Source organism: Saliniradius amylolyticus (assembly GCF_003143555.1).
Taxonomy (GTDB): Bacteria; Pseudomonadota; Gammaproteobacteria; order Enterobacterales; family Alteromonadaceae; genus Saliniradius; species Saliniradius amylolyticus.
This window is the reverse complement of the sequence record NZ_CP029347.1, coordinates 581,345-607,345: the sequence shown is the minus strand read 5'-3', so window position 1 is coordinate 607,345 and position 26,001 is coordinate 581,345. Positions and strand designations below refer to the sequence as shown.

The window sequence follows — 26,001 nt, the reverse complement described above, 5'->3', positions numbered from 1 at the left end:
ATTAATCTTCTTCCTGCTCTTTAATCGGGCTTAACGGTTGGCTTAAGGGCACCAGGAAACTTTCGACTACCATTAACTTGGCATGATATTGGCCGGTAAACATACTCCACAACAATAAGAAAGGCAGCACAATATAGATCGCATTGTTTAGCTCCCCGAACCACAGGCCAGCAAACAAACAGTCCCAGGCGATGATTATCGCGCTGGCAATCAGATAGCCACAAAAAGTATCCCGATAAATGAGATAGTCCTGAGTGGCTTCCCTCACCGCCTCTTCGTCTTTCGCTCCTTCATAAATCTTCTTAAGCCAGAAGTCATCCCGGGTTTCAGGATCCAGATCGTCATTAAAAATATCCGACCAGCGTCGCTGAGCTTCTTCATAATCGATGCGCTCGCTGGCCTTCGCCACCTTATGACAGCGGGACGACGGTAGTGGGTGTGACAACCTTGCAAACAACAGGCTGTCCTTCACGCCATATGGCAAGATATAGGTCACCACCCAACTCAAAGATATCACCAGAGCAAACCAGACCAGGGTCAGCCCCCCTTGCCACAGGGTAAACGCCTCCGTGAAGATCCATTGCAGTACGACCCCAATAAAAGCTAAAGGCAATAAGCGGATAACCAGTGACCATTGTTGCTGTTTGGCTAATGCTTGCATAGCACTCCTGTAATACCAGTAGTTCAAATTGATAATATGAAAAGAACGCTCTGCTATTTAGCTTAGGGGGGCCTGAGGGGTTTTCAAGGCAGGGAATCTGTATCGGTGAGAAGCCCGGCTTACTGCCGGGCTCATTTTGTTTACCTACTGATAGGCTGGTTCAGACGATTTTCCTGAATCACCGCCTGCCTGCGAGGGTCACGGGCACGAATCGCCAACCCTTCTTCCAGAGCACCGGCTTTTTCTGTCATACTCGCCACCGACGGTTCGGGCTCGGGACAGGCACCAGTTTCCAGGTAGGTAATGGCACCACTGAGCAATGCTTCCGATGTGTGTCCCAGATCCTGGCTGAGGTCATCTCCCAGCGGACAGCCCTTGATTTGTGTTTGCAGGCTGGGCGAGGGGTTGGGGGTAAACCCATCGGCGTATTCACCAAACCCTTGAGCGTTGACGCCCTTAAACTGAATGGTGAAATAGGTAGTACCGCAATTATCCGTCGGGTAAAAACCATAGGGCTTTCCGCAGGTTTTGTCGCCGATCTGCACAACCTCTACACCTATTCCTCGTAAGCCATTAATAAAAGCCTCACTGGCTGAGCAGGTAGAGTCGGTTGTAAGCACAAACACCCGTGACAGGTTTAAACTCGGTAATGGCGTATCGGTCAGCTGGGACTGGTCATAGTCGATTACCGAGTCGTAAAAAGGCGTGGGCTGCAGCGTGTTGCCCGTGATGGGGTTCGTATTAGGATACTTGTCGTTAAACATAATCTGTTCAAAGACTTGCCCCTGGATCATATCTGCCCCGGCCACCATATAGCCCAGTTGAGACGCGATGGCCAACAGGCCACCGCCGTTGTAGCGTAAATCTACCACTAAGTCCGTCACATTGGCGGTATCAAACTGCTCCATAGCCTCAATGAGTTGGTCCTGGGCCGCTACTATATGCGTATTAAATTGCAAATAGCCCAGCTTACCGGCCTGAGTGTCGAGCACCTTGGCCTGATTCACCGCCTGAGTTGCCACCTCGGTCGCGGTCAGGGTGACTTCCTGTTCACTGCCATCACGTAACCGGAACAGAAAAGTGTGAGACTCTCCGATAGAATCCGGGAAAATAGCCGCATTAATGGCATCGACTCCCGCCTGAGTATTATCATCCACAAAATCAATACCATCGATTTCCAGCACCCGAGCCCCTCGCATCAACTCGGTTTGCGCTGCAGGGGAACCCGATTCGATATAAGCGATATGCAACTCTCTTCCCGGGGAGGTTAATTTACCGAACTTCCATTCGATACCATAGCTATAGGACACACCACCTTGAGTCTGGCGGTTATACTCTTCGGTATCCTGAGTGAAATGGAAGTTGTCTTTTGGTACACCGGAAGGCGTTAAAGCATCGGTACGCAGCAGCTCGAAATACTCGATGACACCATAACCCGCCGGATCGATATCATCCAGCTCGTCGTACCAAAGGTAGGTGTCATGGCTCCAGGAGCGCAACCAAAGCTTTTCGTCGGTACTGGAACCCGGTTGGTCGGGAAAGACTTCTCCGGTCGTAGGATCGCTGCCTGATCGGGGCGCCTCACACAGATGACGAAGCTCCTCGCGGTCCTGATATACACCTGCCACGTAGCCATTATCGGGCTGATTGACCATGCGGTTTGGCGAAGTTGGCTGACTGTTGCCACCACCACAAGCACTCAGGAAGGCCCAGCCTCCCACGACCAAACTCCATTTTGAAAGTCGATGTAAAGTCCTTTTCATACTCACCTCTTTACTGCGGTTTGTGAACTAGCCCGCTAATCTAGCAAAGCCGATCCCGGCTGTATAGATTCTACCCGCTGTTACTCGTTGCCCTTGTTGTAAGGGGTTTCCTCATCCAGCTTATCCAGTTTACGGCTTAAGTGCTCCGGCGAACTGGTATGGCGAGCCAGCCAGTAATACATGGTCGGAACAATATAGAGCGTCATGAAACTAGCCAATAGCACGCCACAGAAAATCACCATACCAATCACCATGCGACTTTCAGCGCCTGGCCCTGAAGCCAGCACCAGAGGTAAGGAACTAAACACGGTGGTAAAGCCGGTCATAACAATGGGCCTCAGGCGATGTTGCGCAGCCTTAAGCAGCGCCTGTTCAAACTCGAGTCCGGCATCCCTTAACTGATTGGCGAACTCGACAATAAGAATGCCGTTTTTAGCCGCCAGGCCAATCAGCATGACCATCCCAATCTGACTGTAAATATTCAAAGACATATCTGACAAATACAGTCCTACAAAGGCCCCCAGTAAGGCCAGCGGCACAGTCAGCATAATCACCCAGGGATGCACCCAACTCTCAAACTGAGCGGCGAGGACTAAATAAGTCACGGCCAGTGCGAGCGCAAAGATAAACACAATGGAGTTACCGGATTCCTGATACAGCTGGGATTCGCCCTTATAGTCGACCGATATCCCTTCGGAAACATGCTGATCCACAATGCCATTTAAATACGTCAGCGCCTCACCCAGGGTGTAGCCATCGGCCAGGTTTGCGGTGATGGTAATGGCCCGCATGCGGTTGAAGCGGTTCAATTCCGCCGAGGTGGCGCGTTCTTCAAAGGTCAGCAAGTTGCTCATGGGCACCAGTTCACCGCTGCGTTGGGAACGCACGTAAATATTATCGATACTCTTCGGCGACCGATAATCCGCCTTCTCACCTTCCATTATGACATAATACTCTTGGCCTCGGTCCAGATAGGTAGAGACCCGCCGCTGGCCGAGCATGGTCTCCAGAGTGCGGCCGATATCACCAATGGACACACCTAAATCCGCCGCACGGTCCCTGTCCACCTGCACCATCAACTGTGGCCAGGTTTCCTTATAATCGCTGTCCAGTCTCAAGAGGTTGGGATTTTCGCCCGCCTTCGCCAATACTTTATCTCTGGCCGTTACCAGTTCTTCATAGGTATTACCCTGAAGCACAAACTGCACCGGCCGCCCGAAGCTGCCGCCCAAAGGATTCGGCATAATGGCAAAGGCGCGAATGTCGGGTATGGACTGAAGCTTTCCATTTATCTCATTCATCAGCTCAAAAGTGGAACGCTCACGTTCGTCCCAGGGCACAGCCCCTACAATCGCAATGCCCGCGCTACCACCGAACCCCGGGGTACGCACCAACACCCGATTGACCTCGCCCTTATCGATGTAAGGCAGTAAGGTCTGCTCAATCTTCTTGAGGTTACGGCTATTACTTTCGAAGCTGGCACCCTCAGCAGCCTGCATCAGAATAAAGAAGCTACCGCGGTCCTCTCTGGGTACGTATTCACTGGGCAATTCTCTGACCAGACCATAGACACCCACAATGCAAGCCAGGATCAGCAAGGCGCTGATAAGCGGTTGATGCAGGTTACGGCCGACCGAGCTCACATAGGCTTGTTCCAGTTTCTTAAAGCCGTTATCGATCATACTGCCAAACCATGACCTGCGTTCGCGCTTCTGCAAAATACGCGAGCTCAGCATCGGCGACAGAGTCAGCGCCGTGAAGCTGGAAAACGCCACCGCTGCGGCGATGGCAATGGCAAACTCAGTAAACAGTCGGCCAATGTTACCCTGTAAGAAAACCAGTGGCAGAAACACCGAAATCAACACCAAGGTCGTTGCGATTACTGCAAAGCCGACTTCACGAGCGCCCCGATAAGCGGCCAGCAACGGTGGCTCACCCAGTTCGATGCGTCGGGAGATATTTTCCAGGACCACAATCGCGTCATCCACCACTAAGCCGATGGCCAATACCATGGCCAGCAAGGTCAGTAAGTTGATGGAAAAGCCCAAGACATAGAGCACCATAAAGGCCGATATCAGCGACACTGGCACCGTCACTGCTGGGATAAGGGTAGCGCGCACATTGCCTAAAAACAGATAGATAACGATCACTACCATCATCATGGCGATGCCTAAGGTTTGGTAGACTTCATTGATGGATTCTTCGATAAAGACGGAAGAATCATAGCTGGGCACAATGCGTATATTGGGTGGCAGGTTTTGTTGTAGCTGCTCTACCGCCTTTCTGGCCTCACGGGCCACCTCCAGGGTGTTGGCCTTGGATTGTTTGACAATACCAAGTCCCACCATGTTTTTACCATTGCCCCGAAACTCGGTCTCGTCGTCCTCCGAGCCACGTTCCACCCGCGCCACCTCGCCGAGCTTGACCAGATATCCGTCATCTCCGGCCTTGATGGTCATATCAGCAAAGTCGTCCGGAGTCATAAAACTGCGCTCGACTCGCACCTCAAAGTCCCGGTCTTGGGACTCTATCTCTCCGGCGGGCAATTCGACATTTTCAGAACGAATCACCCGCTCAATATCCTGCACCGTGATATTACGCGCCGCCATGGCGTTACGGTCCAGCCAGACCTTCATGGCATAAGTGCGGCCACCACCGATACGCACCCGGGCTACGCCATTAACGATGGCCAGACGGTCGACAATGTAACGATCGGCGTAATCGGTCAGTTCCATCACCGACATGTTGTCGCTGCGCAGGTTATACCAAACCACCACATTCTCATCGGAATTGGATTTAAACACCTCGGGCGGGTCGGCCTGTTCCGGCAGGTTATTCAGCGCCCGGCTGACCCTCTCACGGACATCGTTGGAGGCAGCATCGATGTCTCGTGACAGCTCAAACTCAATATTGATGGACGATCTTCCGTTGCGGCTGCTGGAAGAAATATTCTTTATGCCCTCAATGCCACTGATGCGATCTTCCAACAGCTGAGTAATTCGACTTTCCACAATCGATGCCGACGCGCCAGGGTAATTGGTATTGATGGAGACTACCGGACGGTCCACATCCGGATACTCGCGCAGCGACAACATGGAAAACGCCACCACACCGAAAACGATCAACAGAAGATTAATAACAGTGGCAAAAACCGGGCGCTTAACCGACAGATCCGATAGCAACATATCAGCGCTCCAACACCGAAACTTCTGTTCCGTCACCCAGCTTCAGAGCGCCTTCCACTACCACCTGCTCGCCAGCGTCAAGTCCGTTTATCACCTGCACCGTACCGGGCTGTCGATAACCCAGCGTCACCTGACGCTTGGACGCTTTATTATCGTCACCGACCACATACACAAACTGCTGCTCCTGAATTGGCACGATGGCTTTTTCCGGCACCGTTAAGGTATTGATCACCCGCTTTTGAAGGTTAATTTGCAGCAGCATACCCGGGCGCAACTTTAGATCTACATTGTCGACCAGGGCCCGCACCTGAACCGAGCGGGTCACCGGATCCACCCTGGAATCGATACTTTTGATGGTGCCTTCAAACGTCTCCCCGGGATAGGCCACCGAACGGGCGATCACCGTTTGCCCCCCGGCCACATCGGGCAAGTATGCCTCGGCGATATTGAAGTCCACTTTAATGGGTGCCAAATCGTCCAGGGTTGTAATGATATCACCGGGCTTCACCAAGGCACCGGGACTAACCCGGCGAATCCCCAACCGACCCGCGAAGGGCGCGCGTACCTCCAACTCCGCCAGATTGGCCTGAGCCACCTCCAGCTGTGCTCGCAGAGCGTTTACCCTAGCTTCCTGTTCATCCAGTAGCTGTCTGGAGGCAGCATTCTCCCTTGCCAGATTCTGGACTCGGGCAAACTGTCGCTGCGCTTCTTCCAGATTGACTTCAAGCTCATTAACTCTGGCTTTTTCCTCACGATCACTAAGCTTAACCAGTAGCTGTCCGGCCTGAACAAGCTCGCCGTCATCGAAGGCCACTTGCTGCACAATTTCACTTTGCTGAGCAGTGATCTCTACCGCTTCGTTCGCCTTTGCCGTACCAAGCGCCTCGATAATGACCACCATCTGCTGCTTGTCCACTGTGTGGGTTACCACCGGCACTGCACCACCACGCCGACCGGACTTCTCTATGCCCGGCTTTAAGTAGAGATAGGCCGACAAACCGGCCACTAAAACCAAAATGATGAGAACGGGAGATATCCGCCATGACTGTGTCATAAAAGTGCCTATTATCAATCCTTAAGCTATGCCGCAGAGACTCTGACTATGGTAAAGTCGTGTCACCATGTTATTGCTACGTTTCAAATTGCGTAAACTGTTCATTGTCTTACTGGGAAGTCTGTTAGCTGGCTGTCATGATGCTCCGCCGGCCTCTCCCATGTGTCGGGTTTTACCCGATCTTCTTGAGCCTAACTCAGGCCCGGCCAGATGCCTAATTAAAGTCGACCAACGGCTGATTGCCATCGGCGATCCTCAACTGGAGCAGCTATACCTGCCAGGCGGTAACAATCAGGGCCGTGAAACCGCTCAGTGCGCGGCGCATCGACACACCTGGCAGCAAACCGGCTTTAACGTGGCAGTGGGTCGCTCACTGGGAGTGAATGACGATGGCGAGCAGGTCTTCGAGTGCTTGCTTAATGACTACCTGGGCGAGGAGTTTCATCAACTGCCTGTCCCTGAGTGGGCTAAGCCTGAAATAGACTCCATGCTGCTGACCGATCCCTTTGAGTTACAGCCACACCAATGGCACAACCCCGATCGCCTGGTGCAGGTGCGCACCTGGTTTAATCAAGCCAGAGCCCGGCTACCGAATCAACATCAAAACTCACGTTAATCAAACTCAGAATGAAAAAAGTCACTCAGTCTGAAACTTCACCGAATTTCCATCACTGACTTTATCAAGCTCTTCGGCAAATTAATGACCAAGCAAGGGATAAAACACCGATAAATCATTAAGATAAATAGATTTAAGGGAATTGCGACAAAAAGAAATTTTGTGGGTAATATTTAACCACGAGTACAGAAAAGTATCCGAGATCAGGGCCTTATGAGGCGAGTTGTTCTCAATAAATCAAAGCCTATGCCTCGGTCTCTTTGCTAAGCACAATAAAGCCGGTTAACTCGCCCCATTGACTCGGTGTACCTCGTCGTCCGCCGGCTCAGGTAACGCCGCCTTTGACTTAGTGGCATACCAGTAAGCCATAAAGTCGGAGGTAATCTTTTGCTCGATCTCAATCGCCTCTTCGGTCGGACAAAAGATGGTGATGGTCACCTCAGTATCCCCTAACTCGGAGGTGGTCACCCTGATTGTGGGATCCGGCCCAGGAATGGTTACATCCAGGCGGTGCTCAATCATGCTGTTATATCGGATCGCCACATCACGGAAATGCAGACAGTGTTTCTTAGCCCGCTCGTGCAGTCGCTCAATAAACTGAAACACATTTACCGTCTGATTACGGGTAATAGTAAAGGTGTGCGTGGCGTACCGCTTTAGAAAGTTAAGATTACGAACAGGCTTAGTAAACAACTGATTATTGGGGATATTAAGAGTCTTACCTGTATAATCATAAGTTGGCAGATACACTTCCTGTAAGGTCAGTGACAGCCAATCCGATTCGACAACCTCACCGCAAACATCGCCCACTTCGACCCAGTCCCCCACACGGAAAACCCGGGTACTGGTCACATATAAGAAACCGGTAAAGCACTGAATATACTCGCGTGTGGCCAATACGATACCGACAACAAAGGCGGCAATGGATAACGCCAAATGCTGCAGTTCGGCAGACCAGATTGCCAACAGAAAAAACACCAGACTCAAGTTGGTAATGTTCTTAATAGCGTTGACGACCGGTCTTTTATCTTGTGCTTTACGCTTAGCCCGGCGGCGAATGCCTTTGATGACCCAACGGCGCACGATCAGGATCAGCATGGCCAGCGTTACCGATAACGCAAGCTTGTACTCCAATACCAGGTCAGATATTTCCTTAAAATCCCACATGCTTACCCCGGGCCGTTAATAATGGCGGCTATGATCCTGTTATTCTGTGAGTTTTGCAAGGTAAGCGAGGTCAAACCAGAAAGCGGCCCAGAGTTTGATCTTAAACAAGGTTTAACCTGCTAGCGGCCCGGTCCCATTCCCTATTGTGATCCAGATCAGTGTTTGTCGGAGCGGCCTGCATAGAATCTTCATCGAACTCACTAACACACGGAATCTTCGATGAAAAAACAACTTACTGCCGCGTTACTGCTTGGCTCACTAAGCTTTGCTTCTCAGGCACAGAGCAGCGACTGGACTCTGCGAGTTCACGGTGCCCATATTTCTCCGAATGACGACAGCTCGCAGGTACTGGGTAATGATGGCGTTGGTGTGGACAGCGCTTCCGGGCTGGCTTTCAGCATCAGCAAAGCCATCAATCGTGACTGGAGTGTCGAGCTCCAGGCGGCGTTACCATTTTCTCATGATATCAACGGCACCGGTGCCATTGATGGTCTGCCTATCGGTGACACCAAGCACCTGCCTCCCACATTAAACGCCTTATACCACTTAAACGACGTTTGGCACCTGGGACTGGGTGTAAACTACACCTTGTTTTTTGATGAACAGACCTCAGATGCATTAACAAACGCCCTCGGCGCTGACAGCACAGCTCTGAAACTGGATGACTCTGTCGGTTTGGCCGCCAAGGTGGGCTTCGATTATCCGCTTACTGAAAACTGGAGTCTCAGTGGCGGCGTTTACTATATGGATATCGATACCGACGCCGACGTCTTAGTCAATGGCGAAGTCGCGACCACTGTGGATGTGGAAATTGATCCCTGGGTCGCTCTTTTCGGTATCAGTACCAAGTTCTGATTTTTTTGCGTGATACTTGTCCCTGCATTGCCGCCGATTTCGGCGGCTTTTTTTATTTCCCGACAGAGCGGGAATGCTAGAGCTCGGCCAAATCCGCCATATTGCCCTTACTCTCCAGCCACGTCTTACGGTCTCCGGCACGCTTTTTCGCCAACAGCATATCCATCAGTTCTTCGGTAATCTCGTTATCATCTACCGTGAGTTGCACCAGCCGGCGTGTATTGGGATCCATGGTGGTTTCCCGAAGTTGGATGGGATTCATCTCACCCAAGCCTTTAAAGCGCTGCACATTGACCTTGCCTTTTTTCTTCTCCGCCTCAATGCGATCCAGCACGCCCTGTTTTTCATCCTCGTCCAGGGCATAAAACACCTCTTTCCCTACGTCGATACGGTAAAGCGGCGGCATGGCCACATACACATGGCCTTTTTCTACCAGAGCGCGGAAGTGGCGCACAAACAATGCGCATAACAAAGTAGCAATATGCAAGCCATCGGAGTCGGCATCGGCCAGAATACAAATCCGGTAATATCTCAGCCCGTCCAGATTATCTGAATCCGGATCAATCCCCAGCGCGACCGAGATATCATGAATTTCCTGCGAGCCCAGCACCTGCGCCGAGTCTACTTCCCAGGTATTCAGTATCTTGCCTCGCAGCGGCATAATGGCCTGATATTCGCGATCCCTGGCCTGCTTGGCCGAGCCACCGGCGGAGTCACCTTCCACCAGAAACAGTTCAGAGCGGGAGCTGTCCTGTGATGAACAGTCCGTCAGCTTTCCGGGCAACGCCGGCCCCTGAGTGACTTTCTTACGCTCGACCTTACGGACCTGACGCATGCGACGCTGGGCATTGCTGATGCACATCTGAGCCAGCTGCTCGGCGATATCGGTATGTTGATTCAGCCACAGGCTAAAAGCGTCTTTCACAACACCGGAGACAAAGGCCGCCGCCTGACGTGACGACAGACGTTCCTTAGTCTGCCCGGCGAATTGAGGGTCCTGCATCTTGGTGGACAGAATATAACAGCAGCGATCCCAGATATCGTCGGGACTTAGCTTGACGCCACGGGGCAACAGGTTACGAAACTCACAGAATTCACGCATGGACTCCAGCAGCCCCTGGCGCAAGCCGTTCACATGAGTACCGCCCTGAGCCGTAGGGATCAGGTTCACATAGCTTTCGGTAAGCAGCTCACCGCCTTCAGGCAGCCAGATCACCGCCCAGTCCGCCGCCTCATGATTACCAGAAAAATTGCCGATAAAAGGTGCCTCTTCGGGCAGGCTGATCTTATCTTCCACCGCCTGGTACAGATAGTCCTGAAGGCCGTCCTCGTAATACCATTCATGGGTATCGCCATTGACCTTATCGTCGAACCGGATCTTCAAGCCAGGGCAGAGTACGGCCTTGGCTCTTAAGATATGCAAAAGCCGTGGCACCGAGAATTTGCCCGAGTCAAAATAGCTGGCATCGGGCCAGAAGTGTACCCGAGTGCCAGTATTTCGCTTACCACAGCTATCGATGACCGCCAGATCTTCCACCTTATCACCGTGAGAGAAGGCAATTTGATACACCTCGCCTCCGCGGCGGATGGTCACCTCGACCCGACTGGACAAGGCGTTAACTACAGAGATCCCCACACCATGTAAACCACCGGAAAACTGGTAATTCTTGTTAGAGAACTTACCACCGGCATGAAGCTTGGACATGATCAGTTCCACTCCCGACATCCCCTCTTCCGGATGAATGTCCACGGGCATGCCCCGACCATCGTCGATCACTTCCAGCGACTGGTCGGCGTGTAAGATGACTTTAATGCTACTGGCATGTCCGGCCAGAGCCTCATCCACACTGTTATCAATGACTTCCTGAGCCAAATGGTTGGGTCGGCTGGTATCGGTATACATGCCAGGGCGGCGCTGTACCGGTTCAAGCCCGTTTAAAACCTCAATGTCCTGTGCGTTATACTTCTGATCTGCCATGCTCTGGGGTTATCTCAATGGATAAAAACTCACTGGATGTTATCAAGCCGCCGACACCAGGGCAATTATACCAATCCGTGTCGATCTTTCGTCGTTCAGCAAGAGCTAAAAGGTGCTCTGGCAAGGCAGGTCACCGATGGTTTAGTGGGCCTAAATCGAGGTGGCCTAACACAGTCAAAGGGCGTTTTAGCCTTGCCCACGGAGAGCGGCCAGAAAGCCTTATCTCTGTATTGACACCTTTTGACATAGCACCAGTATGCCTGCGAAGCCCCCCTTGACCTAAGGCTTTCTGACCCGCTCTGATAGGTTAAAGATCGACACGGATTGGTATTCAGTCAAATAGGTGTTGCATAATGGCATTCAGGTGACGGTCAAATCCAACGAAGCTATGATCGCCCTCTGGCTCTACGGTCACCTGACAGGCCTGATAAAAGTCCACTGCTTCCCGATAATCCAGGGTTTCATCGCCTTGTTGCAACAGCACCCATAAGTTCTGTTTGGCGCCTGGGTGATCCAGCGCCATCTGCTCCAACTCTGCCACATGATAAGGCTTCAGGGTGAAGCGCTCACCGCTATAGAGGTTCTCGTGCTCGCCCAATAACCCGGATAACAACCGGTGGGGGTGAACCGCCGGGTTTACCAACACGCCGCGACCGCCAAACTCACGCACGGCATGTGTAGCTAAAAAGCCGCCCATAGAACTGCCGATAAACCCCAGTTGATAATCCGCAAAGCCTTTGGCGAGAACACGCACCTGCTCGAGCGCATCGGCCGGATAATGAGGCAGTTGCGGGATCACCAGGCTGATATCCGGATGATGTTGCTCGATATGAGCCCTGACCTGCTGAGCCTTGTGGGAGGCGGGGCCACTTAAAAAGCCGTGCAGATAAATTAATGCCTTAGCTTGACCTTGCATTGACTACTCCTGAGTTCGATAAACCTGACTGCTGAAATGACCGTCGCCATTGAGGGTAATTTCACGAAATCCGGGGAGCTCGTCAGCCACCGCAAAATCAGCGCTGTGCTGCCACTGCCAGCAGCTGGATGGACAAGCCTGGATTTGAATATGATGGTAACGGGTCTCTGCAGCGCTGTGTATATGGCCATACAGTACCAGCTTCACCTGAGAGAGTTCCTTTATTGCGCAAAGAAAGTCCTGTCGGTTCAGCCACTGGTGACGATCCATCCAGCCGTTAACCGGCAAAGGGTGATGATGCACGGCGATAGCATGGTGCGTGTCCGGGCTTGCCTCAACACGCTGCACTAACTCATCCAGTTGCCGCTGGCTAACCCTACCAAGGGTGCCCTGATAAGCACTATTCAGCCCGTGAACCTGCCAGCCTTCTCCTTCAATAGACTGCTTTTGCCATCCCATGGCTTGCGGGAAAAGCCCCTGCATCAGGCTGGGATCATCGTGATTACCGGGGATCATCCAGCTGCGAGCCATCAACCCGGACTCACACAACAACTCATGCAGATGGGCATAACTGTCAGCACTCTCATCGCCACTGAGATCACCGGTTAACAGCAGGTAATCAGGGTCTCGCTGACGAACCAGTGCCAGCACTGCCTGTAAGGAGTCGTAAGGACAAATGCCGTTGTAGCCGCTACGCTGTTTATCGGCTAATAGGTGGCTGTCGGTCACCTGGATTAACTTCACGGCGGAGGAATTACGCTTTGGCTGACTGCTGCTGACGCAAACAGAATTCCAGCCACTCGGCCAGAAACAGGTTTACCAGTTCTTTTTCGTTTTTCTGGTGCATCAGCCGATTGGGGTAATCATAGCTGGAACGGAATCGGCCCATATGCTGGAAGCCCAGAACCTCGGCCATGCGCGCATCATGATAGATACGCACCTGCATCTGAGGGCGTAAATAGTCCGGCAGACCATGCTGAGACTGACTCATTTCAAGGGTGGTCGTGTAGGGCTCACAACTAACAATACGGATGGTAAAGAGACTGCCCGGGGTGGCATTGAACTGGTACTCCATGGCCTCCGAGTCTACTTCGGGCAACAGTGCCATCAAACGGCCATAGTTCGCCTCACAGACCGCCTGCAAGTTGGCCAGATGAGGAATGTATTTTTTGGATACCGCCGTATTACTCACACCACCTCTCATGCACGTGTTTTTGGTTGAGCGCCAACCATTGTAAAGCAATTACCGTCGAAGCGTTATCGATCTTTCCCTCGGCCAAAAGGCTTAATGCCTCTTCCTCGGGGAAACGGTGCACATAAATATCTTCATGTTCACTGTCCAGGCCATGCACCCCGCCCGCATTACCAAGCTCACATTCTCCCAGATACACATGCAGGCGCTCACTGGTGCCGCCAGGGCTGGACAGATAACTGAGCATAGGCCAAAGACGCTTCAACTTTACGCCTGCTTCTTCTTCTGCTTCCCGATACGCCACCTCTTCGACCGACTCCCCGGACTCGATTTCCCCGGCGACGCACTCCAACAACCAAGGGGTATCACAGGTGGCCATCGCTCCGGGACGAAACTGCTCTATCAGCGCCACTTCTTTACGTACGGGATCATAAGGCAGTACTGCTACCGCGCTTCCCCTTTCGAACACTTCCCTTTGGATAGGTTCACTCCAGCCACCATTAAACAAACGGTGCTTCAGGGTATAAGTCAGCATTCGGAAAAAGCCCTGATAGGGGGTTTCTTTATTGATGATCGTCACATCATCGGCGCTAAAACGTGAACGAAAGGTCAATATTCTTCCTCCGAGGTTTCACCAGCGGTTGATAAACGCAACCGTTTACCCCACTATTACTTTCACTCAATAAGGGCAAAGTTACATATTCTGTTACACTTGGATACGCCATGTTACCTCAAAACAGTTAACGGGACCGTTTGATTTCCTTAGACTTTGCCGTTATCGATGGTCATAAGGTGGCGCTACTCGCCACAGGATCAGGAATCACATTGTAGGAAAAGCCATGAAAAGATCACTTATATCCTTGTTGGTGGGCATCAGTATGACGTCACCGGTGCTGGCCGACGACTTGCATCAGGTATATCAGTTAGCCCTTGAGAATGACCCTGTAATCAATAAAGCCAAGGCGAATCGCGATGCTGCCCAGCAAGGCATTGACATCAGTCGGTCAGCGTTATTGCCGCAAATATCCGCCTCAGCAGATTATTCCATGGCTACCCGTGAAGAGCCTGACTTTCAGCCTACCGGTATCGAAATCATCAGTTCGGACGCTGACAGCACCGGTTGGGGAGTAACACTGGATTTGTCCATCTATGACCACAGTAACTGGGTTGAACTGGACCGGGCTGAAAAAGTAGCGCGCCAAAGCGACACACAGTATGCCAGTACCGTACAGGATCTTATTCTGCGCACAACCACGGCCTATCTCAACGTGCTAAAAGCCATGGATAACCTGGAGTTCGTGCAGGCCGAGAAAAATGCCATTGAACGTCAATTGGAACAAACCAAGCAGCGCTTTGCGGTAGGATTAACGGCCATCACCGACGTGCATGAAGCTCAGGCCAATTTCGATAGCACCGTCGCCCAGGAGATCCGCGCCGAGAACCAGGTGGAGTTACGTCTGGAAGAATTACGCGCCATCACCGGTAAATACCACGACCAACTCTCGATTCTGGACACCGAAACCTTTGATACCGCCCGTCCGAATCCCGATACCCCCCAGGGCTGGCTGAACAAAGCCGAACAGCAGAACCTGGCTCTTTTGGCCAGCAAACTGGCCAAAGATATCGCCGAGGACGACATCGATTCAGCACGGGCCGGGCATTACCCCACTTTATCCCTGCGAGCCAGTAAGAGTAGCTCCAGCAGTGAGATAGAAGTTGGCGGCCAGACCACGGATTTGCCCACCACCGACAGCGAATCCATCGGCCTGAGTCTGAATGTCCCGATCTATTCCGGTGGCCGCACCAGCGCCCTGACGGAGCGCGCTCGCCACCAATATGTGATGGCCAGTGAGGATCTGGAATTAACCTACAGAGATACCATCCGTTCGGTACGTAGCTCCTACAATGATGTAATCGCCTCCATTTCCACCATTAAAGCGCTGAAGCAGGCGGTGGTCTCGGCAGAAAGCGCACTTAAAGCTACTGAGGCAGGCTTTGAGGTGGGGACCCGTACCATTGTGGATGTGCTGAACAGCACCCGTAACCTGTATAACGCCAAGCGCAATCTGGCCGAGGCCAGATACAACTATATCCTTGGCACTTTCCAGCTCAAAAAAGCCGCAGGAAACCTGTCAGAGCAGGACATTATCGCCATTAACAGAGGGTTAGAGGCAAGCCAGTCCTGACTCTACAAACGAGTCTCTGAAAGGCCAGCTATGCATGCTGGCCTTTTTTATTTTCGCTGCGCTTTCACAGCGGCGGGAAAAAGGCTGGTAAAACATTCAATTAAAATGGAAAATGGGTGTGAAATAACACTCTCTTTATATTGCGAGTGTCGGTTTTTTCAGTTGGAGACCCGAAGCATCTCAATGAGAGCCAAACCCACATCTTTTGATATTGCTCATATGGCCGGAGTATCCCAATCCACGGTTTCCCGGGCCTTACGTAACAGCCCCCTGGTCAATAAAGAGACTCGGGACAAGATTCAGGCTATCGCCCAGGAACTGAATTACAAGGTGGACAAAAACGCCAGCAATCTGCGTCAGCAACAGAGCCGCACTATTGCCCTGTTGTTGTTTGAAGACCCCACCACCGATGACTCCAAGATCAACCCTTTTTTCCTGTCCATGCTTGGCAGCATCACCCGCGCCTGTGCGGCAGAGGGCTATGATCTACTGGTCTCTTTCCAGCAGTTGAGTGACAACTGGCACGCCGATTACGAAGACACCAATAAGGCTGATGGCCTGATCCTGCTGGGGTATGGCGACTATGTGGATTATCAGGACAAACTCCACCAGCTCCAGGACCAGAATACCCATTTTGTGCTCTGGGGAGCGGTGGATCCTAATCGTCCCGGCATCTCCATTAGCTGTGACAACTTTCGCGGGGGCTACAAGGTCACCCAACACCTGATTCGACAAGGCCGGAAATGCTTTGGCTTTATCGGCACCGCCGATCATCACTACCCGGAATTTTTTGAGCGTTTTAAGGGACATTCCGTCGCACTGGAACAGGCCGGTTACCAACACCAGCCACTGAAACTGGATGCTATCTCCAGCGAAGAAGCCGGTAAGGCAGCACTGAACCAACTGCTGGAACAGCAACCCCATATTGATGCGGTCGTCTGTGCCAGTGATACGATTGCCTTAGGGGTAATGGAAGCTCTTAAGGAACGTGGCTATGCGGTCCCCGAGGATGTGGCGGTAGTAGGCTATGACAACATTCTGCTGTCAAACTACGTATCGCCCAAGCTCACTACGGTGCAGCAAGACACCACCGCCGCCGGAGAAATGTTAGTAAAAACGGTGGTGAAAATGATTCGTGAAGAACCGGTAGAAGACGTGATTCTGCCTGCAGAAGTCATTGTGCGGGAATCTTGTGGAAACACTGGTTAATAAAATACAAAAAAGGCAGCCTCAGCTGCCTTTTTTGTCACTGCACTACGTCAGTCTTAATTCAAACGATCCAGCAACTCTTTACCGATAGGTGTGCCAATATGGCCATTGGCTTCTGCCCATTGCTTGATAGTCATACCGTCGCCTTCAGGCTGTTCCAAATCACCCTTACTCATGCGCTTTATCATATAAATGCCGGTTTCCGCTGAGCCGTTTTCCATCGCATAACGGATCATGCTGTTACCGCCACAGGAAATGCCGGTGTAGTAATCACCCAGACGCAAACGATAGTCGCTGCGCACGGTACGCATTTTCTTACGCAACTCTGATTTGTCATCGTTCTTGACGATGGTACAAATGTTTTGCAGTTCTTCATTGATATCCGCGTAAGACAGAGGAGAAAACGCCGCCATGGATGCTAACAATGCTAGAGTGGATTTTTTCATACAGAGCCTCTTACTCTTAACTGACCTTGGAATCTGACTTCGTCGAGTCCACCGGAATATCCGACCTTACGCCCTCGAAGTATAGGAGATCATACCATAGCACAACTATGACACAAAATTTAACCCCCCTGCGCTCAGGTAGGACTTGAGGTTATAAATGCTCCATTAAATGCTCGAGTTGCGCCTTGAGCCCGGCGTCAGTGATTTCTCCTTCCCGCACCCACACATGCACACCACTGGCGGGAACAGACACCTTCAGAGATTCACTGGCGGCGATATTGCGAGTGCTGCCAGATAACTGTTCGGTCCAGAGCCCGGGTTGCAGGTACTGGTCAATGTCAAAGGCCGCTGGCTGATCGCCTTTGTTCAGCAGCACCAGTGCGGTTTGCCCGTTACCGTCTTTTTGCAGTATCCGGTAGAATGCCGCCGTATCGCCCGCTAACTCCAGGTTCACCTGTAAGCCTCGCTGTAAGGCTGGTAGCTGTTGGCGTACCTTGGCGATGCGGGCCAGGTTATGACGAATGGGGTGTTGCTTGGCCTTGTCGATATTCGTCTGGCCGTAATAGTTGCGGTTACCCTGATGTTCCACGGTACCGCGCATATAGCCCATTTCTGAGCCCATGTAGACCACCGGTATACCGCGAGCAGTGAACAACCAGTTATGAGCATTGATAAACCCTTTGTCGGTGGCATCCAGCCTTGCCATATCGTGATTATCATAGAAGGTGGTCAGCTCGTATGGGTTGTTATACGGGCCATGAGTCAGGTGCAAATAGCCTTCCAGTTCACCGTAGCCCCCGCCTTCTCTGGAAAAGACCTTACTCATGGCATTCTGACCGGGGAAGTCCAGTACACTGATGTTACCGTTCTTCTCCAGCGTGTGCTGGGCTATAAAGTTGGCGTTGTAATCATAGCTTTCAGCGAACATAAAGAAATTCGGATACTTGGCTCGAATGCGATCGGCAAACACCTTCCAGAAATGATGCGGCACATGTTTAATCGTATCGATTCGAATGGCATCGGCGCCCTGTTCGATCCATTGACTGTAGGCCTCAACGAAATAGTCCACGACAGCCGGATTGGTCTCATCCAGATTAGACAGTTGCATAATATCCTCCTCACGGTGGAAGAAGTCATGCAACGGATTGGCCTCATCCAGTTCGGACGGCTTCAGATTTTGATGGTCTGCAACCAGTTTGCCTTCCTTATCATAGAGCTCGCCAAACTCGGGCTGGTCGACAGGCATGGTGAAGGAGGGAGAGCCGTGGTTAGCGACGATATCCAGTACCGTTTTAATGCCGTACTCCTGTTCCAGCTTTTGATTAAGCTCTTTATACCCCAGGTCAGGCGACGGATAGTGCTCGTCGAGCTTGAAAAAATTAACTCCCCAGTACCCATGATAGCCTGTCTTGCCTCCATCTTTAAAAGCACCACCGAACTCAATGGTTTCGCCACCGGCAAAGGCCTGGTCAGGATTGTCCACTAAGGGAGTCATCCAGATCGCACTGAACCCCATGTCCTTAATAAACTGGGCGTTATTCAATACGCCCTTCAGATCGCCCCCCATATAGCCCACGTTGGCCGAGCGCCCATCGGGACCTTCAAGCTCAATATCGAAGGTGGGGTAATCACCGCCCTGATCTTCATGGTTGTTGGTTGGGTCGCCATCCACAAACCGATCCGTAACGAGAAAGTACACCGCCTCGCTGGCAAAGGGGTGATCGGTGCCATAATACTCAGGCTGGCTGCTGTCATTTGAGGTCGTAGCCTGACAACCTGCCAGAGCCGCTGCAGCCGCCAGTGCGATCAGTGTTTTTTTCATGATTTCCCCCTTATGCTTCCCGGTATTCCGGCTCTTTGACTCTTAGCACCAACAAGGCTGCCAACAACATACTGGCTCCGCCCACGATCAGGGCGTAAATCGGTTCGCCGTCAAATACCTTTGTCACCAAAAAGCCCAGGATACTGGCTGCAAGGATCTGCGGCAGCACGATAAAGTAATTAAAGATACCCATATAAACGCCCATCTTCTTAAACGGCAGGCTGTTGGACAAAATGGCGTAAGGCACTGCCAGGATCGAAGCCCAGGCGAAACCCACTCCGATCATCGGCAAGATGAGCCAGTCCGGGTCCTGAATAAACAAGAAAGCAATGTAACCCAAGCCACCGAGTATCAGGTTAACCATATGAGTCACCTTCAGGTTGGTCAGCTTGACCAGCACCGGAATCAGCATAGCGGCAAAGATGGTGGTGCCATTGTAAACCGAGAATAGCACTCCCACCCAGTCAGCCCCCTGGTTATACAAGGCCGAGGTGGTGTCATTAGTGCCAAAGTGATGGGAGGTCACCGCCGAGGTCATATAGGTCCACATGGCGAACATGGGGAACCAGGAGAAAAACTGCACAAACGCCAACTGCTTCATGGCCTCAGGCATGGTGAACAGGTCATTCATCACCTCTGAGAAACCGTTATTGCCTTTCCCGGATTGCACCAATGCCCCGGAAAACAACTGCAAAATACCAAAGACAACCAAGCCTACCGACAGGATGTACAGCTTTTTGTCCAGGGCATCGATGTTAAGGTAGATCACCGCCGTGAGCACAATACCGATGGCGCCCCAGATCACACCATGTTGGTAGAACTTGGCCGCCGGGCGAATTCTGGAGTCATCTTCTACATGACTGGCACCTTCAATTTCCCGATCCGCGGCTTCAAACTCCTTTAACTCTTCGGGGCTGTACTCCTTGGTCGTCAATACGGTCCACATCACCGCAATAAAAAATACCGCGCCACCGGCATAAAAGGCGAACTTCACGGAGTCCGGGATCATGCCTTCCGGCGCCGTATTGCTGATACCGAACCAGTTGGTCATCATCCACGGCAGTGCCGAGGCCACTACCGCCCCCACACCGATAAAGAAACTCTGCATGGCATAACCAAGGCCCCGTTGATTCTTAGGCAGCATATCGCCAACAAAGGCGCGGGTGGGCTCCATAGAAATGTTGATGGAGGCATCCATGATCCAGAGCATCCCCACCGCCATCCACAAATACGGCGAGTTCGGCATCAGGAACAAGGCGATACTGGCCAGTACCGCACCGATAACGAAATAGGGGCGACGACGACCAAAACGGGTCCAGGTGTTATCACTCAAATAGCCGATAATCGGCTGAACGATTAGGCCGGTCACCGGCGCAGCAACCCAGAGCACGGCCAGATCGCCATAGTCGGCACCAAGGGTTTCGAATATCCGACTCACATTGGCATTTTGCAGAGCAAAGCCAAACTGGATCCCCAGAAAGCCAAAGCACATATTCCAGATTTGCCAGAAACTGAGGGCGGGTTTGCTTTTATGCATCATGGTACGTCTCTGTCCTTTACGATGAAACCACTATAGCAGCAGTGGTGCGTCAGCGACCAGCAGCAACAAGCCCGTTGGATCACTGTATTAACAAGGAAAAGTCCGATGTTACAAAATCTTTACCTGGCAGACGAACCCTTTGCCCGTGAGTGCATACGTATTCATTTAAACAACCACAATACCGCCTCGGTGAAATGGGTCCGCCAGAGAGCTTCATTATGCTCACCGCCCGGCACTATTTTTGTCTCTAGGACTACGGAGGTTACCTGGCGCTGTTGCCGGGCCATTTTCTCAGTCAACGCAGGAATATCGCCGCCCTCCTCACCACCGGCCAGATAATAAACCCGATGCCGGTCAGTCAACGGATGCACTTGAGCATGGGCGAAAACAGCCGGTGCATACCAAAAGGACGGTGAAAACACTGCCGCCTTAGAAAATACCTCTGGGTATTGGTGAATCGCGTATTGAGTCGCCAACCCTCCCAGCGAGCTTCCCATTATGGCGGTAGACTCCGCCTGTGCACGAGTGCGAAACTGACTATCGACCCAGGGTTTCACCTGATGAACAATAAAGTCAGTATAGGCCTCGCCCCATCCTTTCCCATGCTCGGCATGCTCCCAGGGACTGAGTTCGTTGATGCGATCTGGACCAGCATGATCAATGCCTACCACTATCAATCCCATCTCACCGCTTTGGGCCAGGCGATTAAGTTGTTCGTCCACCTGCCATTCCTCAATATAGGCAGTGGCCTTATCAAACAGGTTCTGACCATCGTGCATATACAGCACCGGGTAATGTTTATCGGAAGCGTCGTACCCTGGCGGAAGATACACTCGTAATGTTTTCGCCTGTCCCGTTTTTGACAGAGTCAGCACCTTATCGAACACCCTGACATCACCACTAATGGTTGAGGCGCTCGTTTTAGTTGCCTTCGGCGACTCCTCATTGCAACCGACCAGCAGGATGACAACCAACCACAGAATTAACTTCATCTTACCTGTCCTTAAAAAACAGCCGACCTTTGAGGCCGGCTGTGTGAGTGCATATGACAACGTTCAGAGCACCTACTGACTCACCTTCAGCACCACCGACTCCAGTGGTGCCAGGTTGATATCCAGTTGACCAATACCTTGCTGCACACTGAGATCATTGCCCTCACTCTCGCCCAGAAGGTCATAGGTCTGGTAACGACCATTGGTCAGACCCATCGCCGAGACCACGCCCTGAGGAATCGACAGGCTGAACTGGCGCGCCCGTTCACTATCGAAATTCGCCACCACAACGACTTTATCGTCACCATTTATGCGGGCGAAGGCATAGAGGTTGCCTGCATAACCGGGATTCTGGCGATTGTCCTGATGCAGGTCGGCAAACTCGCCGGCAAAGGCCGGTTCATTGGTCGCCACTGTCATCAGGCGCTGGTAGAAGTCCCGTAATGCTAACTCTTCAGGCGTCGACTGGCCGCCATCAAACGCGCCACCATTCATAAAACGTTGATGGGCAGGCACACCCCAATAATCGAAGATGGTGGTACGAGTGGGGTCACCAAAACCGGCATCGCCTTCGCCAGGCTCACCCACTTCCTGACCAAAGTAGATCATATTAGTACCGCTGTGGGCCGTTGCCGAAACAACCATAGCGGGCCTGGCTTTATCCGGGTCTCCGGCGAAGGCTGGGCTGGCAATACGCTGCTCGTCATGGTTTTCCAAAAACATCAGCATATGGGAGTGAATATCGGCGATATTATCAAAGGTCTGGGGCAGAATATCGGTGTCGGCTTTGCCTTCCACAATCGCACGCACCGCATCATAGGTTCCCACTTTGTCATACAGATAATCCATCTTGCCCAGATAGATATAATCCCGGTACTGCTCGGGAATGTAGATTTCCGAGAGCAGGAACGCGTCTGGGTTAACGGCTTTGACACTGCAATTCAGGTAACTCCAGAACTCCACCGGCACCATTTGCGCCATGTCATAACGAAAACCGTCCACGCCTTTGTTGGTCCAGTACAGGGCAATGTCTTTAAACTTCCCCCAGGAATCGGGCAAATCTTTATCAGCCCAGAAGGCTAGGTGCTCATCACAACCTTTATGCGCAAAGTCCGCCGGCAACTTAGGGAAATCATAGCTGCCATCCGGTTTAACGCCGAAATTGATCTTCACCGTTTCATACCAATCCCCGGCATCAGGCTGAGCCTTACGGGCCCCATTACCGGTCCACTTAGCCGGATTTTCTGCAAACTGGCCGTCTTCCAAAGGATGAGTATGCCCACCGAGCGGGTTAATGCCGTCGGGCACCTTAAAAGACTCGCCGGGGATATAGTAGAAATTATTATCCCGGGCGTACTCGACGCTGGTATCGTCACTCACGCCAAAGTCCTCGACGCCCTCGGGCGCGGAAACTGACTCATAGCGTCGCGCCACATGATTGGGCACAATATCCATCACCACCTTTAATCCATGTTTGTGGGTACGTTCAATGAGAGCCTCAAACTCTTGCAGACGCTTGGCCGGATCCTCGGCCAGATCCGGGTTTACATTATAGTAGTCTTTAACCGCGTAGGGTGAGCCCGCCCGGCCCTTCACCACATCAGGATCATCCAGGCTGATGCCGTAGTCGGTATAATCGCGGATCACTGCATGATGGGGCACCCCGGTGTACCATACGTGAGTGGTACCTAATTCTTTAATGCTCTCGAGAGCGGCGTCACTGATATCGCTGAACTTACCTACGCCGTTTTCTTCGATTGTTCCCCAGGGCTTGTTGTTGGTGTTGGTGTTGCCATACAGCCGGGTCAGCATCTGATAAACCATGGGCCGTTGGGGTTGGCTGGAGACGGTCTCAGCCTGCTGCTTTTTCTGTTTCATTTCGGCCTCCTTATCGGCCGGCGCTTGTGCAGGCGAACAGCCTGCCGTCAGTGCCGCCAAAACGGCGCTGGTAAGCAGTAATTGGCGTTTCATAATCAGTTCCTATTAGTGTATTTCAATCTGTTGTTGTGCCTGTTGCCAGTGTAACCGAATCACTAACCGCTGCTGTTTGGCATCGTAGTGATACTGGCCCTTATCCAGCGTTGGCATGCCTGAGACTTTAAGTAAGTCTTTACCAACCTTGACCTCTTTGGGTGGCTGCGTCTGGTGATGAATAACCAGAGTTAACTGCCGCGACTCTGGCATCCCCTGATAGTCATAAGCCTGACGATCCAGGTTAAGCGTTAATACTGCGCCGTCTTGCTCAGCACTAAAGTGCAGCAGTTCATATTGCTCACTACTGACCGCATCGAAAGTCTCTCCGTCATCGTCGTACATCAGCCCCTTGGCCGAACTCACCTCGGGATGAGCGTAATAATGCAGTGTCAGATGTTCGCTGCTGTAGGCTTGGGTGGATTGCACTAGGTCAGCCATAGGCACAAAGCTGCCTGCGCGCACCAATACCGGCAGAGTTTCCAGGGAAGTTGGCAGCTCAACAGTCTGACCGCCCTGATAAACCTTATCGGTCCAGTAATCGAACCATACACCTTCAGGTAAGTGAACACTCACAGTTTCCGCTCCGGCTTCGGTAACCGGTGTGACCAGGAAAGCATCCCCCCATAGGTAGCTGCTTTTGTTGTCGATAAGCGAAGAATTGCTTTCGTCTTCGAAAAACAGCGGCCGCATCAGCGGCAGGCCGGTCTGGCTATTTAAATAGCTCAGGGTGTAGTTATAGGGCAGCAAACGGTAACGCAGGTTAATGAATTCGCGCACAATGTCCTTGGTCTGCTGGTCGTGGAATACCGGCTCCGGTGGAATCAGCTCCTGAGCATGGGGTCGGTACACCGGCTGGAACACGCCGTATTGCAGCCATCGGGTGTACATCTCGCTGTCAAACTGCTCGCCGCCGGCAAAACCACCCAGGTCCGAATGGGTATAACCCAGTCCCAACAGCCCCATCTGCAAACTGAGTTCCACCTGAGGCTTTAAGCCGCCCCAGCTGCGACTCACATCGCCGGTCCAGGGGATCATGCCAAAGCGTTGCGAACCGATAAAGCCAGAGCGCATCATCACGAAAGGTCGCTCGTTCGGGCGCGCCTGGCGATGCTTTGTGAATACCAGCTCGGCCCATTTGTGGCCATAGGCGTTGTGCACCTCATCGGCCGTAGCGGTGCGGCCATCGGCCAGGGTATGAATGGTGTCATGGGGATGGACCTCCGGCTCGCCCAGATCACCCCACCAACCACCAACGCCCTGATCTAACAGGCGATCATAGGTTTGCCAGAACCACTTTTGGCCCCCCTCATCGAATACATCGATCAGCCCGGTATTGCCAAAATAGAAATCGAAGGTCTTCGGCTCACCGGCCAGGCTCTCGGCCAGCGCCCCGGCCTCAACCGCCTCATTCCATTTATTCGAGGTGGTCAGCACAAAGGGTTCGGTAATCAGAATGGTTTTAACGCCATCATTGTCCAGATCGGCGATCATCTCCTCTGGCGTGGGAAACGCCTGACGATCCCAGTCCAGATTGCCCATCATGCCTTTGACGTCCTTACCGAACCAGAATAGATCCAGCACAATGGCATCCAGCGGAATCTCATCCTCACGGAATTTTTGCACCACCGAGCGGGCTTCCTGCTCGGTATGGTAGCCAAAACGCGAAGCGTAATTACCCAGCGCCCAACGCGGCGGCATGGGCTGATGACCAGTGACGGCAGTAAAATGCTCGATCAATTCGGGATAGCTATCGCCTGCCATCACCAGATAAGAGGTTCTTCCTCCCACAGCCTCAAACTGCAGAATGTCTTTTTCGGTATGGCCCAAATCCAGATGGCCCGTTGCTGAATTATCGAAAGCCAGCACATATTTGTCCGATGACATCACCGCCGACAGGCCGTAATACATCTGGTTGGACTCGGTGGTATAGCCATAGTGAGCACGGTTATAAAGCGGCATCCGGTGACCACGTCTGTCCATTCCCAATACTCTCTGGCCGCCCCCCATCAGCTTCTCATTATCGTCGATCTTAAACCGAAAGCCGCGCAGGGTGTCATGAACAAACAGGCCCTGTTCTTCTTCGAACAGTGGTTCGCCGTGACGGAAATAGCGAATACGGAGCGGTGACTTTTGCACCCTGGCGGTTAGGTCACCGTTGTGCAATGTCAGCGCGTCTTCACTGACCTCTAAATTCAACGCCACCGGACGGGCGTCTTTATCAATGGCATAGGACGGCAGTTGCTTTACGCCCTCGGGCTGATAGAACACCTCAAAAGCACTGTCGCCAACAGCGGTAATACGTACCAGCCCTTCATCGCTCCTGATGGTCAGCGCCGATTCTGTGGCACTGTGATTCTGGTAATCGGCCGCAAGTGTCGCGCCGCATAGAAATAGGGCCGAGAGTGCGGCCACAGGTCGTAGAGATGCTCGAATATTCACCATAGA

20 protein-coding genes are annotated in these 26,001 nt (G+C 52.2%); 4 read left to right on the top strand and 16 right to left on the bottom strand.

All coding sequences use genetic code 11. The annotated features are described in order from the left end of the window. Position 1 precedes the first annotated feature (1 nt). The 4 genes from HMF8227_RS02960 to HMF8227_RS02945 form a co-directional block, all read right to left on the bottom strand. Complete coding sequence (locus HMF8227_RS02960) at positions 2-661, bottom strand: hypothetical protein (protein WP_109338760.1); 660 nt, start codon at positions 659-661, stop codon at positions 2-4. 140 nt (positions 662-801) lie between these two features. Then, a complete protein-coding gene (locus HMF8227_RS02955; protein WP_109338759.1) occupies positions 802-2,424 on the bottom strand; it encodes a S41 family peptidase in 1,623 nt (540 codons plus the stop codon). 80 nt (positions 2,425-2,504) lie between these two features. Next, positions 2,505-5,609 (bottom strand): efflux RND transporter permease subunit, encoded by a 3,105-nt coding sequence (locus HMF8227_RS02950; RefSeq protein WP_109338758.1) that lies wholly within the window; start codon positions 5,607-5,609, stop codon positions 2,505-2,507. Position 5,610: 1 nt separating this feature from the next. Beyond that, on the bottom strand, positions 5,611-6,663 hold the full coding sequence (locus tag HMF8227_RS02945) for an efflux RND transporter periplasmic adaptor subunit (RefSeq protein ID WP_109338757.1): 1,053 nt from the start codon (positions 6,661-6,663) through the stop codon (positions 5,611-5,613). 67 nt (positions 6,664-6,730) lie between these two features. On the opposite strand from HMF8227_RS02945, the gene HMF8227_RS02940 reads away from it, so the two are divergent. After that, positions 6,731-7,279 carry a hypothetical protein gene (locus tag HMF8227_RS02940; protein WP_109338756.1) on the top strand — a complete coding sequence of 183 codons (549 nt, stop codon included), beginning with the start codon at positions 6,731-6,733 and terminating at the stop codon, positions 7,277-7,279. A 282-nt stretch (positions 7,280-7,561) separates the two neighbouring features. Here the strand turns inward: HMF8227_RS02940 and HMF8227_RS02935 are convergent, their stop codons facing one another. Beyond that, positions 7,562-8,446 carry a mechanosensitive ion channel family protein gene (locus HMF8227_RS02935; RefSeq protein WP_109338755.1) on the bottom strand — a complete coding sequence of 295 codons (885 nt, stop codon included), beginning with the start codon at positions 8,444-8,446 and terminating at the stop codon, positions 7,562-7,564. 219 nt (positions 8,447-8,665) lie between these two features. Between HMF8227_RS02935 and HMF8227_RS02930 the strand changes: the two genes are divergently transcribed. After that, positions 8,666-9,301, top strand: a complete 636-nt coding sequence (locus HMF8227_RS02930) for an OmpW/AlkL family protein (RefSeq protein ID WP_109338754.1) — start codon at positions 8,666-8,668, stop codon at positions 9,299-9,301. A 76-nt stretch (positions 9,302-9,377) separates the two neighbouring features. On the opposite strand, the gene parE is transcribed toward HMF8227_RS02930, so the two are convergent. The 5 genes from parE to nudF all read right to left on the bottom strand — a co-directional run bounded on the left by parE (position 9,378) and on the right by nudF (position 14,000). Continuing rightward, positions 9,378-11,279: a DNA topoisomerase IV subunit B gene (parE, locus tag HMF8227_RS02925; protein WP_109338753.1), complete on the bottom strand. Its 1,902-nt coding sequence runs from the start codon at positions 11,277-11,279 to the stop codon at positions 9,378-9,380. 331 nt (positions 11,280-11,610) lie between these two features. Then, positions 11,611-12,195 (bottom strand): YqiA/YcfP family alpha/beta fold hydrolase, encoded by a 585-nt coding sequence (locus tag HMF8227_RS02920; protein WP_109338752.1) that lies wholly within the window; start codon positions 12,193-12,195, stop codon positions 11,611-11,613. Positions 12,196-12,198: 3 nt separating this feature from the next. After that, positions 12,199-12,939, bottom strand: coding sequence for a metallophosphoesterase family protein (locus HMF8227_RS02915; protein ID WP_109338751.1), 741 nt, complete (start codon positions 12,937-12,939; stop codon positions 12,199-12,201). Between the two features lie 10 nt (positions 12,940-12,949). Continuing rightward, positions 12,950-13,387 carry a DUF1249 domain-containing protein gene (locus HMF8227_RS02910; RefSeq protein ID WP_239421178.1) on the bottom strand — a complete coding sequence of 146 codons (438 nt, stop codon included), beginning with the start codon at positions 13,385-13,387 and terminating at the stop codon, positions 12,950-12,952. Then, positions 13,380-14,000, bottom strand: a complete 621-nt coding sequence (nudF, locus tag HMF8227_RS02905) for an ADP-ribose diphosphatase (RefSeq protein WP_109338749.1) — start codon at positions 13,998-14,000, stop codon at positions 13,380-13,382. The genes HMF8227_RS02910 and nudF overlap by 8 nt, the downstream gene beginning before the upstream one ends. A gap of 226 nt (positions 14,001-14,226) precedes the next feature. Between nudF and tolC the strand changes: the two genes are divergently transcribed. Both tolC and HMF8227_RS02895 read left to right on the top strand, forming a co-directional pair. Then, positions 14,227-15,573, top strand: a complete 1,347-nt coding sequence (tolC, locus tag HMF8227_RS02900; protein WP_109338748.1) for an outer membrane channel protein TolC — start codon at positions 14,227-14,229, stop codon at positions 15,571-15,573. 183 nt (positions 15,574-15,756) lie between these two features. Then, positions 15,757-16,782 (top strand): LacI family DNA-binding transcriptional regulator, encoded by a 1,026-nt coding sequence (locus tag HMF8227_RS02895; protein ID WP_109338747.1) that lies wholly within the window; start codon positions 15,757-15,759, stop codon positions 16,780-16,782. A 56-nt stretch (positions 16,783-16,838) separates the two neighbouring features. Here HMF8227_RS02895 and HMF8227_RS02890 read toward each other — a convergent pair whose 3' ends face one another. The 6 genes from HMF8227_RS02890 to HMF8227_RS02865 form a co-directional block, all read right to left on the bottom strand. After that, entirely contained in the window at positions 16,839-17,228 is a 390-nt protein-coding gene (locus HMF8227_RS02890; protein WP_109338746.1) for a DUF3718 domain-containing protein, read from the bottom strand. A gap of 151 nt (positions 17,229-17,379) precedes the next feature. Further along, positions 17,380-19,050, bottom strand: a complete 1,671-nt coding sequence (locus HMF8227_RS02885) for an alpha-amylase family glycosyl hydrolase (protein ID WP_109338745.1) — start codon at positions 19,048-19,050, stop codon at positions 17,380-17,382. Positions 19,051-19,060: 10 nt separating this feature from the next. Further along, the gene (locus HMF8227_RS02880; protein ID WP_109340991.1) at positions 19,061-20,587 is read right to left on the bottom strand and encodes an MFS transporter; all 1,527 of its coding nucleotides are present in this window, start codon (positions 20,585-20,587) and stop codon (positions 19,061-19,063) included. A gap of 164 nt (positions 20,588-20,751) precedes the next feature. Continuing rightward, positions 20,752-21,582, bottom strand: a complete 831-nt coding sequence (locus HMF8227_RS02875) for an alpha/beta hydrolase (protein WP_109338744.1) — start codon at positions 21,580-21,582, stop codon at positions 20,752-20,754. A gap of 72 nt (positions 21,583-21,654) precedes the next feature. Further along, a complete protein-coding gene (locus HMF8227_RS02870; RefSeq protein WP_109338743.1) occupies positions 21,655-23,553 on the bottom strand; it encodes an alpha-amylase family glycosyl hydrolase in 1,899 nt (632 codons plus the stop codon). A 12-nt stretch (positions 23,554-23,565) separates the two neighbouring features. Continuing rightward, positions 23,566-25,998 (bottom strand): glycoside hydrolase family 31 protein, encoded by a 2,433-nt coding sequence (locus tag HMF8227_RS02865; RefSeq protein WP_109338742.1) that lies wholly within the window; start codon positions 25,996-25,998, stop codon positions 23,566-23,568. Between the last annotated feature and the right edge of the window lie 3 nt (positions 25,999-26,001).